This window comes from Stenotrophomonas sp. 82F1, assembly GCF_056861525.1.
Genome location: NZ_JBSPUD010000025.1, coordinates 49,388 through 64,081, shown reverse-complemented (window position 1 = coordinate 64,081; position 14,694 = coordinate 49,388). Strand labels below are relative to the sequence as shown.

At 66.5% G+C, this 14,694-nt stretch carries 10 protein-coding genes; 1 reads left to right on the top strand and 9 read right to left on the bottom strand.

Annotated features, from left to right (window positions below; genetic code table 11):
- Nucleotides 1-94: 94 nt before the first annotated feature.
- Nucleotides 95-2,890 (bottom strand): bifunctional [glutamate--ammonia ligase]-adenylyl-L-tyrosine phosphorylase/[glutamate--ammonia-ligase] adenylyltransferase, encoded by a 2,796-nt coding sequence (gene glnE, locus AC13GI_RS19140; protein ID WP_482997050.1) that lies wholly within the window; start codon nucleotides 2,888-2,890, stop codon nucleotides 95-97.
- A gap of 368 nt (nucleotides 2,891-3,258) precedes the next feature.
- Here glnE and AC13GI_RS19135 point away from each other — a divergent pair, with 368 nt between their 5' ends.
- The gene (locus tag AC13GI_RS19135) at nucleotides 3,259-4,773 is read left to right on the top strand and encodes an acetyl-CoA hydrolase/transferase family protein (protein ID WP_482997049.1); all 1,515 of its coding nucleotides are present in this window, start codon (nucleotides 3,259-3,261) and stop codon (nucleotides 4,771-4,773) included.
- Nucleotides 4,774-4,873: 100 nt separating this feature from the next.
- Here AC13GI_RS19135 and hglS read toward each other — a convergent pair whose 3' ends face one another.
- The 8 genes from hglS to AC13GI_RS19095 form a co-directional block, all read right to left on the bottom strand.
- Nucleotides 4,874-6,235: a 2-oxoadipate dioxygenase/decarboxylase HglS gene (gene hglS / locus AC13GI_RS19130; protein WP_482997048.1), complete on the bottom strand. Its 1,362-nt coding sequence runs from the start codon at nucleotides 6,233-6,235 to the stop codon at nucleotides 4,874-4,876.
- Between the two features lie 162 nt (nucleotides 6,236-6,397).
- Nucleotides 6,398-6,886 carry a hypothetical protein gene (locus AC13GI_RS19125; RefSeq protein WP_099821364.1) on the bottom strand — a complete coding sequence of 163 codons (489 nt, stop codon included), beginning with the start codon at nucleotides 6,884-6,886 and terminating at the stop codon, nucleotides 6,398-6,400.
- 31 nt (nucleotides 6,887-6,917) lie between these two features.
- On the bottom strand, nucleotides 6,918-7,670 hold the full coding sequence (locus AC13GI_RS19120; protein ID WP_482997047.1) for an HAD family hydrolase: 753 nt from the start codon (nucleotides 7,668-7,670) through the stop codon (nucleotides 6,918-6,920).
- 97 nt (nucleotides 7,671-7,767) lie between these two features.
- Entirely contained in the window at nucleotides 7,768-8,187 is a 420-nt protein-coding gene (locus AC13GI_RS19115) for an EF-hand domain-containing protein (protein ID WP_099821363.1), read from the bottom strand.
- A 227-nt stretch (nucleotides 8,188-8,414) separates the two neighbouring features.
- Nucleotides 8,415-8,786, bottom strand: a complete 372-nt coding sequence (locus AC13GI_RS19110; RefSeq protein ID WP_025878234.1) for a hypothetical protein — start codon at nucleotides 8,784-8,786, stop codon at nucleotides 8,415-8,417.
- A gap of 602 nt (nucleotides 8,787-9,388) precedes the next feature.
- Nucleotides 9,389-10,102, bottom strand: a complete 714-nt coding sequence (locus AC13GI_RS19105; RefSeq protein ID WP_482997046.1) for a M15 family metallopeptidase — start codon at nucleotides 10,100-10,102, stop codon at nucleotides 9,389-9,391.
- Nucleotides 10,035-11,585: a serine hydrolase domain-containing protein gene (locus AC13GI_RS19100; RefSeq protein ID WP_482997045.1), complete on the bottom strand. Its 1,551-nt coding sequence runs from the start codon at nucleotides 11,583-11,585 to the stop codon at nucleotides 10,035-10,037. The genes AC13GI_RS19105 and AC13GI_RS19100 overlap by 68 nt, the downstream gene beginning before the upstream one ends.
- Before the next feature lie 55 nt (nucleotides 11,586-11,640).
- Entirely contained in the window at nucleotides 11,641-14,664 is a 3,024-nt protein-coding gene (locus AC13GI_RS19095) for a TonB-dependent receptor (RefSeq protein ID WP_482997044.1), read from the bottom strand.
- Nucleotides 14,665-14,694 lie beyond the last annotated feature (30 nt).

Here is a 14,694-nt window from a genome sequence, read left to right as displayed (position 1 = left end):
GGTCGCCACGCTTCTTCAGGGTTCATCGCAGCTGAGAGATTGTGCCGACCAACGGTCGGCACCCACCCAAAGCCGCTACAGCCATTGCAGGCGGTCAGCCGAACGGCAGCTCCGCGGCGATGCATGCGGCGCTGATCGCCGCACACGCCTCTTCGATGGCCGGCGTCGTCGGCGCCAACCGTGGGCGGCGATCCAGCGTGCAGGCCAGCCCTATTTCCAGCAGCGTGGCATGCGCACCATGCAGCGCCTGTGCGGTGGCGTCGGGCAGGAATCCCGCCGCTGCCAACGCGTCGATCAACGCCGGCGTGGCACGTGGGTGCAGCAACGCAGGTATCTGCGCACTGCACGCCAGCACGCCGGTCTGCAGCAGGAATTCCAGATCGACCACGCCGCCTGCGCCCTGCTTCAGGTCGAGCCGTGCGGCATCGCTGCGGTCCAGTTCGGTGCGCATGCGCCCGCGCATCTTCACTACATCGGCATACAGCGTTGCGCGATCGCGTTCGCGGCCCAGCGTCTGCGAGCGTACCTGTTCGAAATCCTGCAGCAGGCTGGCATCACCGGCCACGCCGCGCGCGCGCACAAGCGCCTGGTGCTCCCAGGTCCATGCGCGATCACGCTGGTACTCGGTGTAACTGGCCAGCGAAGACACCAGCGAGCCCTTGCCACCGTCCGGACGCAGGCGCACGTCGATGTCGTACAGGCGGCCGGCGGCCGTGACCGCAGCCAGCAGCGCCATCACCTTCTGGGCCAGGCGCGCATACCAGCGGCCCGGCTCCAGCGGGCGCGCGCCATCGCTGGCTTCCACGCCGGCGGGATGGTCGTGCAGGAACACCAGGTCCAGATCCGAGCCAAAGCCCAGCTCCAGGCCGCCCAGGCTGCCGTAGCCGATGATCGCGAAGCGGCCGCCGGCGATAGCGCCGTGCGCGGCGTGCATGTCGGCCTCGGCCATCGCCAGCACGGTGACCACCACCGCCTGCGCCAGTTCGGCCAGTTGCCGGGTGCTGTCGACCGCGCCCTGGCGGCCGTCCAGCGTGGCCATGGCCATGCGGAAACTGAGGGCGAGCCGCGTTTCATTGAGCCAACGCAGCGCCGATTCGGGATCCTCCACCGTCAGCACCTGCTGGCATTCGGCCAGCATGCCGGCTGCATCGGGCATCGGTCCGGACACGCGTACGTCCAGCAGCTCGTCCAGCAGCAGCGGGTACGCGGCCAGGCGCTCGGCCAGCAATGCACTGCGGGCCAGCACGTCAACCAGGCGCGCAAGCGCGCTGGGCTGTTCGTCCAGCAGCGCCAGGTAGCTGGTACGACGCAGCACTGCCTGCAACAGGCCGAGCACGCGCTTGAGTGCGGCATCGGGCTGCGGTGAACGGGTGGCAGCGTGCAGCAGCGCCGGCAGCACGCGGTCCAGCCGCGCACGCGCCGCATCGGACAGCGACTTCACGCCCGTGCCTTGGGCGAAATCGCGCAGTGACTGGTCGGCGCCATTGGCGTCGAGGAAACCGGCCTCGGCCAGCAGCGGCGCGTTGCTGCCCTCGGGCAGGCTGCGCCAGTAGTTGGCCAGCGCATCCGGCGCGGCCTGGCCCTTGCGCGGGGCCAGCAATGCGGCGAACTCGGTACTGACGCGCTGCTGCTGCACGGTCAATGCGGCGCGCAGCGCATCCCAATCGGCATAGCCGAGGCCGACGGCAATGCGTTCGCGATCCAGTACATCAGATGGCAGCACATGGGTCTGTGCATCGCGCAGCATCTGCAGGCGGTTTTCCAGCCGGCGCAGGAACAGATAGGCCTCGCGCAACGCCGCGCCATCATCGCGGGCGATCTGCCCAGCGGCGACCAGCGCCTCCAGCGCGACCAGCAGCCGTCGCTCACGCAGCGCCGGCTCGCGGCCACCGCGAATGAGCTGCAGTGCCTGGCACAGGAACTCGATTTCGCGGATGCCGCCGGCGCCACGCTTGATGTCGTCGTGCATCTCGCGGCGCGCAACTTCGGCGGTGATTGCCGCTTTCATCTCGCGCAGGCCGTCGAGCGCGGTGAAATCCAGGTAGCGGCGGTACACGAACGGACGCAGGGTCTGCAGCCAGGCCTCGCCTGCGGCAATATCGCCCGCCACCGCGCGCGCCTTCAACCAGGCATAGCGCTCCCAGTCGCGACCCTCGCGCTGGAAGTATTGATCCATGGCCGCGAATGACAGCGCCACACGGCCGGCGCTGCCGAACGGGCGCAGGCGCAGGTCGACGCGATGGCTGAAGCCATCGACGGTGGTTTCATCCAGCAGCTTCGCCAAGCGCTGGCCGAGCCGGGCGAAGTACTCCTCGGCCGCCAACGCGCGCGGGCCGTCGGATTCACCGCCCTGCACGTAGGCGTAGACCAGATCGACATCGGAACTGAAGTTGAGTTCGCCCCCCCCCAGCTTGCCCAGCCCGAACACCACCAGCTGCTGCGCTTGGCCGTGGTCATCGAGGATCACCCCATGGCGCTGGGCGAACTCCTGCTGCAGGGCGTCCAGCGCCAAGCGCAGGCAATCCTCGGCCAGGGCGGTGGCTCCGGCGAGGGTCTGCGGCACATCGTCGAGCCCGGCCAGGTCGCGCCAGATCAAGCGGGTCGACATCGCCGTGCGCCATCGCCGCAGCTGCGCCGGCCAGTCGCCGGGCTGCAGCGGGTCGAGCACCGGCGCCGGCAGTGGCGGACAACCGGGCGCGGCCAGTTGCGTCAACAGGCCGGGCTGGCGCACCAGGGTATCCATGGCGAAGTCGCTGCTGACCGCCAGTTGCACCAGCATCGGCTGCAGCTCGGCCGGGATGGGATCGGGCACTGCCTGGGTCAGGCGCGTCAGCGCGCGGTCGACGAGGGGCTGCAGGGTGGCGGGCAAGTCGGCGGGGGCGAGGGTCATGCCCTGATTCTCGCGGGGGCGGATCCCTTTGCCAACGGCGAAGGGCTGTGACCCGTTGCCGTGGCCTGTGGGGTCAGAGCCTTTTGCCGTTGGCAAAAGGATCCGACCCCGGCACCGCGTATTCATACTGGGCGAAAGGCAATAAAAAAGCCCGCTTGCAGCGAACTGCCAGCGGGCTCTGCTCCCTCCCCCACGTCGGGATGCAGGGCCATCGTGCGGTGTACGAAAGTACTTTGCACGCTGCACTGCAAAACAAAACTGGCGGGTATGGGAGAGGCGTTGCCGGAAACACCATTCCACGAAGGTAGAACCCCCCGTACGGCAGGGGATGGCCGATAATCGGGATTCCCCCCAGAAACGCTGTCGTCATGACTGTTGATCGCATCGCCAACGCGCGTCTTCGTGACCGCGTGGTCTCCGCCGAGGCCGCAGCCGCGCTGATCCAGCCCGGTGAAACCGTGGCCATGAGCGGCTTTACCGGCTCCGGTTACCCCAAGGCCGTTCCCGTTGAACTGGCCCGCCGCATCGAAGCGGTGCATGCCCAGGGCCTGCCCTTCCAGATCAGCCTGATGACCGGTGCCTCCACTGCGCCGGAACTCGATGGCGCGCTGGCCAAGGCCGATGGCATCGCCATGCGCATGCCGTTCCAGAGCGACCCGGATGCGCGCAACCGCATCAACGAGGGCAAGCTGGATTACATCGACATCCACCTCAGCCACGTTGCCCAGCACGTCTGGTTCGGCTTCTACGGCGAGATCGATACCGCCGTGATCGAGGTCTCGGCCATCCGCGAGGATGGATCGCTGGTGCCGTCCACCTCGCTGGGCAACAACAAGACCTGGCTGGACCTGGCCAAGAAGGTGATCGTCGAGGTCAACGAGTGGCAGCCGGCCGGCGTTGATGGCATGCATGACATCTACTACGGCACCGCGCTGCCACCACACCGAAAGCCGATTCCGCTGGTCAATGCCAACGACCGCATCGGCGAGACCGCGCTGCGCTGCGACCCGGACAAGATCGTGGCCGTGGTGCGCACCAATGGCCCGGACCGCAACAGCCCGTTCAGCCCGATCGATGCGACCAGCGAGCAGATCGCCGCGCACCTGATCGAGTTCCTGCAGCACGAAGTGAAGCGCGGCCGCCTGCCGGCCAACCTGCTGCCGCTGCAGTCGGGCGTGGGCAACATCCCCAATGCGGTACTGGCCGGCCTGGCCAAGAGCGGCTTCCGCGACCTGGCCGCGTTCACCGAAGTGATCCAGGACGGCATGCTCGACCTGCTGCGCGACGGCGTGCTGAGCTATGCCTCGTGCACCGGCTTCGCACTGAGCCCGCAGGCCAACGAGACGTTCAAGGAAAACATCGATTTCTACCGCGAGCGCATCATCATGCGCACGCAGGAAATCTCCAACCATCCGGAACTGGTGCGCCGCCTGGGCTGCATCGGCATGAACGGCATGATCGAAGTGGACCTCTACGGCAACGTCAATTCGACGCACGTGATGGGCACGCGGATCATGAATGGCATCGGCGGTTCGGGCGACTTCGCGCGCAATGGTTTCCTGTCCGCGTTCCTGAGCCCGTCGACGGCGAAGAACGGCACCATTTCGGCGATCGTGCCGATGGCCAGCCACGTCGACCACACCGAGCACGACGTGTCGGTGATCGTGACCGAACAGGGCCTGGCCGATCTGCGTGGCCTGACCCCGCGCAAGCGCGCGCAGGTGCTGATCGACAACTGCGCGCACCCGGACTTCCGCGCGCAGCTGCAGGACTACTTCGACCGCGCCAGCCGCGAGAGTTACGGCAAGCACACCCCGCACCTGCTGCCGGAAGCGCTGTCGTGGCACCAGCGCTGGCTGGATACGGGCACGATGAAGGGCTGACGCCCGCTTCTGTGGAGCCGAGCATGGCTCGGCTCTACAAATGGCAGCACCGCAACATCCCTGTAGAGCCGAGCCCATGCTCGGCTCCGCAGCACGCGACTTATCCGCGCAGCGCTGCCAGCGATTCGGCCTGGATGCGCTCGTAGATCTCGAACTCATCGTTCACCGCCGCGCCCAGCGCCTGTTCGAAGGCTTCGCGATTGGCATGGGCGGCGTACGCGCGCTGCTCGCCACCGCCCAGGTTCGACTGGAAGATGCCGGCTGCGCTGACCGGCAGGAAATCCTCGTAGACGATCGGATCGGCCGTGGCCAGGCCCGCTGCAACCAGTACTTCGGCCGGCAGGTCGGCCACGCGTCCCGGCGCGGCGCGGCCCGCGTCGGTCAGCTGGTAGCGGTAGTAGCCGAGGCCTTCCTGGCGCAGAGTGTCATGGTCATCCGGGAAGCTCGCGAACACCGCCTGCAGGCGCTGGCCGTAGTCACCGCCGGTGCTGCCCGCGCCGCCGGCATCGCGCGCCTGCGTCAACAGCTGGTCGTACAGCGCGCGGCCCTTGGCGGTCAGTGCCAGGCCGCGCTGTTCGATCTCGCCGAAGCGCGCGGTATGGGTACCGGCGTCGCCGCCCTCGTTGTCCGGGAAGTGCACGGCCTCTTCCAGCGCCTTGAAGCTGGTCTGCCGCAGCAGGATCGGGCAGGCGCGGCGCGGCGGGCCCTCGATCACCGCCTTGGCGGCCATGCCGTGCTCGATCATCGCCGCCTGTGCAGCGTCGATGTCCAGCGTGCGCGGGGTCAGGTGGTTGATGTGCGGGCCACGGAAGCTGACCACATCGGCCACCAGACGGTGCGCCTTGTGCAGGGCGTGGTAGGTCGGCAGATCCACAGTGGCGTCGCCATGCCAGCGGAAGGTTTCCAGCGCCTGTTCGACGAAGCGCTCGGCATCGGCCTCGCTCAGGCCACCGTCACGCTCGGCCTGGTCGATCAGCGCCAGCGCGTCGTCGGTGAAGATGCGGCGGCGGGCGAGAATCTCGGCCGACTGCGCACGCAGCGCCCCGTCTTCGATCAGCTCCAGGCGCAGCAGCGAGGTGAACACGCGGAACGGGTTCAGTGCCAACGCAGCGGCGGTCAGCGGGCGGAAGGCCGTGGAATGCACCGGCACGCCGGCCACCGACAGATCGTAGTAGCCCACCGGGTACATGCCCATCACCGCGAACAGGCGGCGCAGGGTCGCCAGTTCCTGCGGGGTGCCGACGCGGATCGCGCCATGGCGTTCTTCGTCCAGGCGGGCGCGCTCGTCGTTGCGCAGCAGCTGCGCGGCCAGCGCCGGGTCCTGCGCCAGGACCTGCGTGTTGATCCGCTCCACCAGTTCCACCAGCGTGCCGTACAGCGGCACTTCGGTGCGGTACATGCGGGACATGGCCTGGGCGAACAGGCGGCGGATCACATCAGGCGAAACGAAAGAGGCGCTCATCAGTCACTCGGTTACGGGAACGGGGAACGGCGAGAACCCGTATTGTCGCCGGAGTGCGCGGCGGCGGCGATACGCATAGCAGCATGAAGAACATCGGTAGCGCCGGACCATGCCCGGCGGATCCCAGGACCGCGCTGCGCGCTCGCCGGGCGTGGCCCGGCGCTACCGTTTCAACTGGCGCTTCAGCGTGGCATCCAGGGTGATCGGCCGGTCCCAGTGCTCGTAACTGGCGACGATGGCGTGGCGCACGGCGCGGTAATGCAGGTTCTGCGGCTTGGCCGGCATCCGCTTCACCACCTCGGCCCAGCCGCCCTCGGGGTCCTGGCTGAAGGCGCGCACGCTGTCGCGGCAGGTCTGGCCACTGGCCTTGGCCCAGAAGCAGGCGAAGTAGATGTCGCCGGCCTGCCACTGGTGGGTGGTGGCCAGCGCGGCGATGTAGCCGCGCGGAACCCCGGCGTAGCGCGATACCTCGTCGAGGAAGGCATCGGGATAGCGCTCGGCGTAATGGTTGATGTCGGCCAGCTGGGTGTCGACCCAGGTGTCGCCAGTATCCACCTCGTAGGTCGCCGAACGTTCGGCGGTCTGCTGGGCCAGCACGATGGCCGGCGCCAGCAGCAGGGACAACAGCAGCGCGCGCAGTGGCAGTTTCATGACCCGATTCTGCCGCAGCCGCCGCGCCGTGTCAGGCCGCGGCAGCGGCCCTGGCCTCGATCGTCGCCAGCGCGGCCGGCCAGTCCCAGGCGGTATCGGCGTTGACCATGCGCGGTTCGTCGTCGGCCACGCCGTGCTGGGTCTCGTGCGCCCAGGTCACCGCGTACGGGGTATGGATGCCCCAGCCGCCGAGGGTGATCACCGGTTCGATATCCGAGCGCAGCGAGTTGCCGACCATCACGAACTGCTGCATCGGCAGGTCGAATTCGGCCAGCACGCGGGCATAGGTTTCCGGGTCCTTCTCGGACACGATTTCGATGCGTGGGAACAGGTCCGCCAGCGCCGCCACCTTGATCTTGGCTTCCTGATGGAACAGATCGCCCTTGGTGATCAGCACCACCGGGTACTGCGCGGCGATGGCCGCCACCGACTCGCGTACGCCGTCGATCAGTTCGACCGGATGGCGCAGGGTGTCGTGGCCGATGTCGAGGATGCGCTGGATGTCCTTGGCCTCGATCCGCTGCGAGGTGATCTCGATGGCCGCCTCGATCATCGACAGCGTCATGCTCTTCACCCCGTAGCCGAACACGCCGAGGTGGCGCTGCTGCACTTCCAGCAGGTGGCGGGCGGTCTGGGTGTCATGGACGTCGATGTAGCGCGACAGCAGGTCCAGGTAATCCTGCTCGGCCTTGCGGTAATAGTCCTCGCTCTTCCACAGCGTGTCGTCACCGTCAAAACCGACCAGGCCGATGGCGCGCGAAGGCGCAGGCGTGTAGGTGTTCATCGCCCTAGGATACAGGCGCTGAGATGACGAGAAAAACCCGGGTGGCCGAAGCCATCCGGGTTGCCCATGCACCGGTTGTCCCGAATTCAACCGTGGATCAGCGGCCCTGGCCTGCGGCCGTGCCAGCCGCGCCGGCACCGGCCTGCTGGGCGGCCACGTAGGCCTTGTACTCGTCGGCACTCAGCTGGCCGTCCTTGTTGGCATCAGCCTGGTCGAACACCTGGGCAAGGCCCGCATTCACCTGCGCTTCGCTCTTGCTGATGGTGCCGTTGCCATCGGTATCGATGCTGGCCCAGGTCTGGCCACCGCCATTGGCCTGCGCCGATGCTGCTGCGGCCGCATCGGTCGCCTGGTCGGCCGCCTGGCCTGCCTGTGCCGCCGCCTGCTGGGCCTGCGCCGCTTCGTTCTGTGCATGCGCGGCCTGCTGCTTGGCCGACTGCGCCATCGCCGGGATGGCCAACACGCTGCCGGCGGCGACGATCAGGGCGATCAGGGGCTTGCGGTTGCGAATAGTCATCTGGGGTGTCTCCTGAAGGGTGGTAGTGCGCGGTCGTTGTCTCCGCACGGCACCTACCCTGCCACCGCGTTTCTGAATCGATTTTGCGCGGCGATCGCCGCGAACACGCATGGTTAACCACCCACGCAGACGCATGCGTTAGCGCGGTGGTTAGTGCGAAGTGAGCAGGGAGTAAGACGAGCATTCAGCGCTACCGGATTTAACCGGCAGCGAACGAAAAACCTGCGTCAGTCGACGGTTTTTTCCGATGACCGCGAACTGAACAACACCCACCCCAATGCAACACCGGAGAGCGCACCGGCGATCTCCAGCACCACGCGGCTGCCCAGTTCGTTCGGATCGTGGATGGTGGACAGGAACAGGCGCGCATACAGCGGCGACTCCAGCCGCACGATGCCCATGTAGAACAGCTTCCAGGCGTCGATGCCGGCGGAGATGATCACCGCGATGACGCACGACCAGCCGATCGCATGGCCGACAGTCCAGTGCAGCAGGCGGCACAGGTGGTGCCACAGGAAGTACACCAACAGGCCGACCAGCAGGGCGATGAGGCCCGCTTCAAGCGTACCGAGCAGGCCGAAATGCAGGGGAAGGTTCATCGGGCGGGGACGCAGGAGAAGGCGGCCAGTGTAAGGGTAAGTGTATAGGCAGGGCTGCGCCCTGCACCCGCCGAGGCCACTGCGAAAGCAACAGCAACAGCGGCATTCCGTGGGATGGCGGGGCGGTGTGGGCATGCAGGACACGCCGTGAACCCATCCATGGGGGCTCGATGGCGCCATCCATGGCGCCAACGGTCCTGCATGCCCACACCGCCCCACCCTCGACAGTTTCCCGACAACGGTTGGTAGATCCACGCCATGCGTGGATGAATCTCCATCGAAATCGAATATCTCGACAATTGATCGAAGAGCATCCACGCATGGCGTGGATCTACCTGTCGACCAAGGTCGACACCCACCGAGCGCAGGCCATGCCATTCCGACAGATCGCGGAAATCCGTCGAAGGCGGGGTGGGTCCGGTTGCGGGGGTGTCCGCGGCATGGATGCCGCGGCCAAGCCTACAGGGACGTATTTACGGCGTCCCCCGCAACCGGAACCACCCCGCCATCCCACGGAATGCCAGCTTCTGCTGTTGCTGTTGCTTCTGCTGTTGCTCGCGCAGTGGCCTCTGCAGGTGCAGGGCGCAGCCCTGCCGACACCCCTACCGCACTGGCACGTCGTAGGCAGTACCGGCATCCGGCTCGGGTTGCATCGTGTAGTGCCACCACTCCTGCGCATAGTTGGCGAAACCACGTCGTGCCATCGCCTGCACCAGCTGCTGGCGGTTGGCGTTCTGTGCATCACTCAAGCCCGGCGTCTGCGTATGCGCGCGTGGGCCGAAGAAATCGAAGTCGGTGCCCATGTCCATCGGCGTGCAGCGCCCGCTGCGACAATCCAGCAGGCCAAGATCCACGGTGGCACCGCGGCTGTGGCCGGAACGCTCGGCGATGTAGCCGTCGCTCAGCAGCTGCGGCTTGTCCAGATCCGGATACTGCAGCGCCTTGCGCGACTGTTCCCGTGGATCGTTCACCCAGGCCATGAACGCCTGCACCGCGCGCACCGGGCGATAGCAGTCGTAGAGGCGCAACGCGAAGCCCTGCGTGCGCAGGTCCGCCTCCACATCGGCCAACGCCTTTGCCACCGGCGCCAGCAGATAGCATGCAGGCGCCTCATAACCGGGCACGGGCGCAGCGGTGAAGTTGTTACCACCGGCATAGCGGATGTCCATCTCGATGCGCGGTGACAGCGTGCGGATCTCCACCAGCCCCGCCGCAGTGGCGTCGGTGGCGGGCGAGATGCGTGGTGGCTCAGCGGTGTGGGCCGCCGGTGCCAGGGCAATCGCCAGTACGAGTGAAATGCAGGTCCTGGAAGTCATAGCTGAAGTCGATCTCCGGATCGATGGCGCGCAGCTCCAGCGTCGGCGTGTCTACGCCGGGATTCAGCCATGCCTGCGCCGAGGGCTCCAGCGTATCCCACCGCAGCAGCCAGCGCCCCTCCAGTTGCTGCACAGTTGCCTGCAGCGTGGGCGACTTGTCCACGCTGAAGCGCAGGCCATTACTGGTGGGGCATAGCGAGGCGGGGCCAAGCCAGGGATCGCGATAACGCCCCTGCCACTGCGACAGATCGGTGGCGGCAGCCGGTTGCGCAGCCCGGGTGGACGGCGCACGACTGCCCGTGGCGGCACGCACGGCTCGATCGGCGGCCAGCTCGGCCAGGTAGTACCCGACATGTTGCGCGTCTTCCGGCGCGGTGAACTGTTTCAGCGTCGACTGCATCAGCGCGGTACGCGCGTCTTCGGCCTCGCCGTTGATCAGCATCACCACACCGACCTTGCGATCCGGCAGCAGCGCCAGCGAGGAATACATGCCCGACAGTGTCCCGGTGTGCGCGACCTTCCAGTGCCCGTCCATGTCCGACACCCGCCAGCCCAGCCCATAACCGTAGAAACGGGCGTTGTCCCAGTCGCGTTGGCGTTCGCCCAACGGCATCGGCATGTGCAGTGTCCACAGCATGCGGCGTTGCTCGGCACCCAACCACGTCGGCGCCAGCGACGGGTCCAGCAGCACCTGCATCCAGCGCGTCATGTCGCGCAGCGAACAACGGATGCCACCAGCCGCCATCGACGTCAGGTCGGGGCTGAGCGTTCCATCCGCACCGGCCACCACATTGCGGCCATCGCGCCGCACATGCGGTTGGGCGACATTGCCGACCTGCTTCACCGACCACGCGCCCACCTGGCAACGGGTCATGCCCAGCGGTTCGAATACCCGCTCGCGCATCAGCTGGTCATACGGCTTGCCACCGGCGGCCGCGGCCACCTCGCCGGCAACGACGTACATCAGGTTGTCGTAGGCGTAGCCGCTGCGGAAGCTGGTGACCGGCTTCAGGTGTGCCAGCCCGGCGATGACATCGCTGCGGGTGAAGGCATTGGGTTCGGGCCACAGCATCAGGTCGCCGGCACCCAGGCCGAGGCCGCTGTTGTGGATCAGCAGATCGCGTACCTGCAGGTGCTCGCCCACCCACGGGTCGTGCATGCGGAACGCCGGCAGATGGCGCTGCACCGGATCGTCCCAGCGCAGCTTGCCCTGCTCCACCAGCGTGGCCAGCAGCGCGGCGGTCATCGCCTTGCTGTTGGAGGCGATCTTGAACAGCGTGTCCTCGTCGATGCGGCCGCCGTCACCGCGCACTCCTTCGGTGTGGCGATAGACCACCTGGCCATCCTCGACCACTGCCATCGCCATCCCCGGCAGGTGCTCGTGCTGGACCACGAAGGCGATGTCGGCATCCAGGCGTGCCGTATCCACGGCCCCTGCAGGGGCGGCGGCAAGCAGCACGGCTAAGGTCAGCAGGCGATACACGGTCGGTCTCCATCGGCAGCGCCGGGCAACGCCCGGCACTGCGCATCCTCATCGATCAGAAGTTCCAGGTCACCACCAGCTGGGTGTAGCGCGGGGCCTGCCAACGGGTACCGGTGGCGAAGGTGTTCTCGCGGTACTGGCCAGGCTGCGCTTCGTAACGCTGATGCACGTTGATGGTCTTCTGGTTGTTGAAGATGTTGTACACCGACAGTCGGGCACTCAGGTCGATGCCCTCCACCGGCAGACGCCAGGTCACGTTCGCCCCCATGGTCCAGGTCCACGGCAGGCGACCGAAGGCACCACGCGGGCTGTATTCGAACTGGCGCTTGTCATACGGGCCGGAGCAGTTGGCCACGCACAGCCAGCCGGTGCCACCACCACTGCCTTCACTGGACGTGCTGCCACCGGCGATCGAATCGTTCGGCCACATCACGCCATAGGCGGTGATCGGGCCGCCGGACTGCACCTGCAACGTGGTGCCGAACGACCACTGCTTGTTCAGTGCATACGCAGCACGCAGCTTGAACTGGTGACGGAAGTCGTTGAACAGCACGCCATAACGTTCGTTGGTGGCCGGGTGATCCCAGAACTGGACCATGCCGGTGTCGCCGTAGTTGGTATCGGAGTTCACCGGCCCTTCGAAATTGCCCTCGCTCTTGGACCACAGGTAGGACGCGTTGAGCATCCACTTCTCGTCCCACGCGCGGTCGATCTGGAACTCAAGCGCCTTGTAGGTACGCTTCGGCTTGGAATAACCGATCACCTCGCCGCTGCCACCCTTGCGATAGCCGCTGTTGGCGGTATCGATGGTGATCCAGCCTTCGTTGGCGCAGCCGATGCTCTTGTCGCCCCAGATGGTCAGGCTCTCGCCCGGGTTTGCGATCGGCCACAACGTGCTCGGCGTCGGTCCGCAGGGGGTGTAATTGATGCGGATGTCATCCAGTGCGCGGGTCATGCGCCGGTAGGTGGCATTGACGCCCCACGACCAGGCCTGGTTGATCATGTTCTGGAAGCCGAGGATGTACTCGTCCTGGTAGACCGCCTTCAGATCCTTGTCCACGCTCTGCCGCAGGTCGGCACCACCGGTGTTCATGCGGGTGTCGGTCGGCCCGATCTGCTGGCCGATGACCGGTGCCATGTACGCCGAACCGGTGGGCGAGGTTTTCCGTTCCCAGCCCTCAAGCACGTAGTAGCTGTACTCGTCGGTCAGGCCGCCGGCGAAGTTGACGTTGATGTTGTTGGTCACCGGCAGGTAGTAACGGCCCGCGTTGCCGAACAGCTTGGTGCTGCCATCGCCCTTCATGTCCCACGAGAAGCCCACGCGCGGCGCGATCAGATCGTCCATCTTGATGAACGCCTTGCCGGCGGCGGTGCGGTTTTCGAAGCGGTCCCAGCGCACGCCCAGGTTCAGCATCAGGTTGGGGGTGATGTTCCAGATGTCTTCCAGATAGAAGGCATTGGCTTCGGTCTCGAACTTGCCGCCGGATTGCCGGTTGCGCGCGCGCAGCATCTCGGTGACACCGGCCGGTACGTAGGCATTGGCACCGTCCCACACTTCATCCCCGGGACGCGCCACGTACGCGGTGTAGCTCAAGGCGGTCGGCCCGGGATAACGGGTGGTCTGGTCGGTGGTCATCAGCTCGCGGTCGACGCCGAAGCGCAGCAGGTGATCCCCCAGCTGCCATTCGAAGTCCAGGCGCGCCACGTCGCGCGTGTCATCACGTTCGGCCACGGCCGTGCCGGTCGGATGGCAGCCGGCGCGCAGGCCCTGCAGCTTGGACAGACGGGTGCCATAGGTGCTGTCGGTGAACACCGGGCTGCAGGCCTGGTCCAGCGACGAGTTGGTGAACGCGCGCTGGTTGTTCTGGCCGACCATCGCGCGGGCGGTGAAGTTCTGTCCGAAGTGGCCAGTGTAGGTGGCTGACCAGTTCTTGCCGCCAGTCTCGGTGATCGAGTCACCGCCCCAGTCGCCAAGGCGGTTGTCATCCCAGTCGTAGGCATAGGACGCGTTGGTGACATCGCCCTCATCGGAGAACGCCAGCAGCGCCAGGCTGTGGTTGTCATTGATGTTCCAGTCCAGCTTGGTGCCCCAGAACCCATTGCCGGACTTGTTCTTGAACCAGGTGCTGCCATCGGACGAGGTGTTGTCGCCGCGGTCGTTGCGGTCCTCGTACATGGCGAACAGGAACAGCTTGTCCTTGATGATCGGCCCAGAGCCCCAGACGTTGGTTTTCAGGAACGAGTTGTTGTCGCGGCTGCCGTAGGAATGCGGCGTACCGTCGCGATGGAAGTGGTCGCCGCCGCTGGAGCGCCCCGCGCTGGGCTCGGCAGTGACTTCCACACCGCCCTTGAACTCGTTGCTGCCCGAGCGGGTGACCGCATTGATCACGCCGCCGGTGGAACGGCCAAACTCGACCGAGTAGCCGCCGGTCTTGACCTGGAATTCATTGAAGAACGCGAACGGTGCCGTGCTGAAGCCGCGTCGCGTGTACATGTCGGTGACGTTGAGGCCGTTGATGAAGACCGCGTTCTCGGCCACCGAGGAACCAGCGAAGGACAGGCCGCCGAACGACGAGTTACCGCCGACCACGCCCGGTGCCATCAACGCGACAGCGGACAGGTCCTGTGCCACCGGCAGCCGGGAAATCTCCTGGCGGTTGATGTTGAATGAGGTCTCGGTGGAATAGACGTCCACCCGGTTGATCACGCGGGTACCGACCACCTGCAGCGCATCGAGGTTGGTGACGCCGCCACCACTGGCCAGGTTGACTGTGGTGGTACCACCGACAGCGACGCTGACCGCCACCTGTTCGCCCAGTGTCTGCCCATCGCGGCTGAGCTGCAGCCGGTAGTCACCCACCGGCAGCTGGCCGAGGCGGTAGCTGCCATCGGCACCGACGGTGACCGTCCGGGTCAGACCGGTGCCGGCATTGACGACGGTGATCTGATCGCCCGCGGTGGCGCGGCCGGCAACGGCACCCGACACGTTCTGGGCCATGGCCGTGGTGGGCAGCATGATGCCCAGGCACGTCCCGAGGGCGACGCACAAGGCCGCCCGCTTGATGTTGTAAGCCTTCATCCCCTGCTCTCTCCTGCAAGAATTGAATGG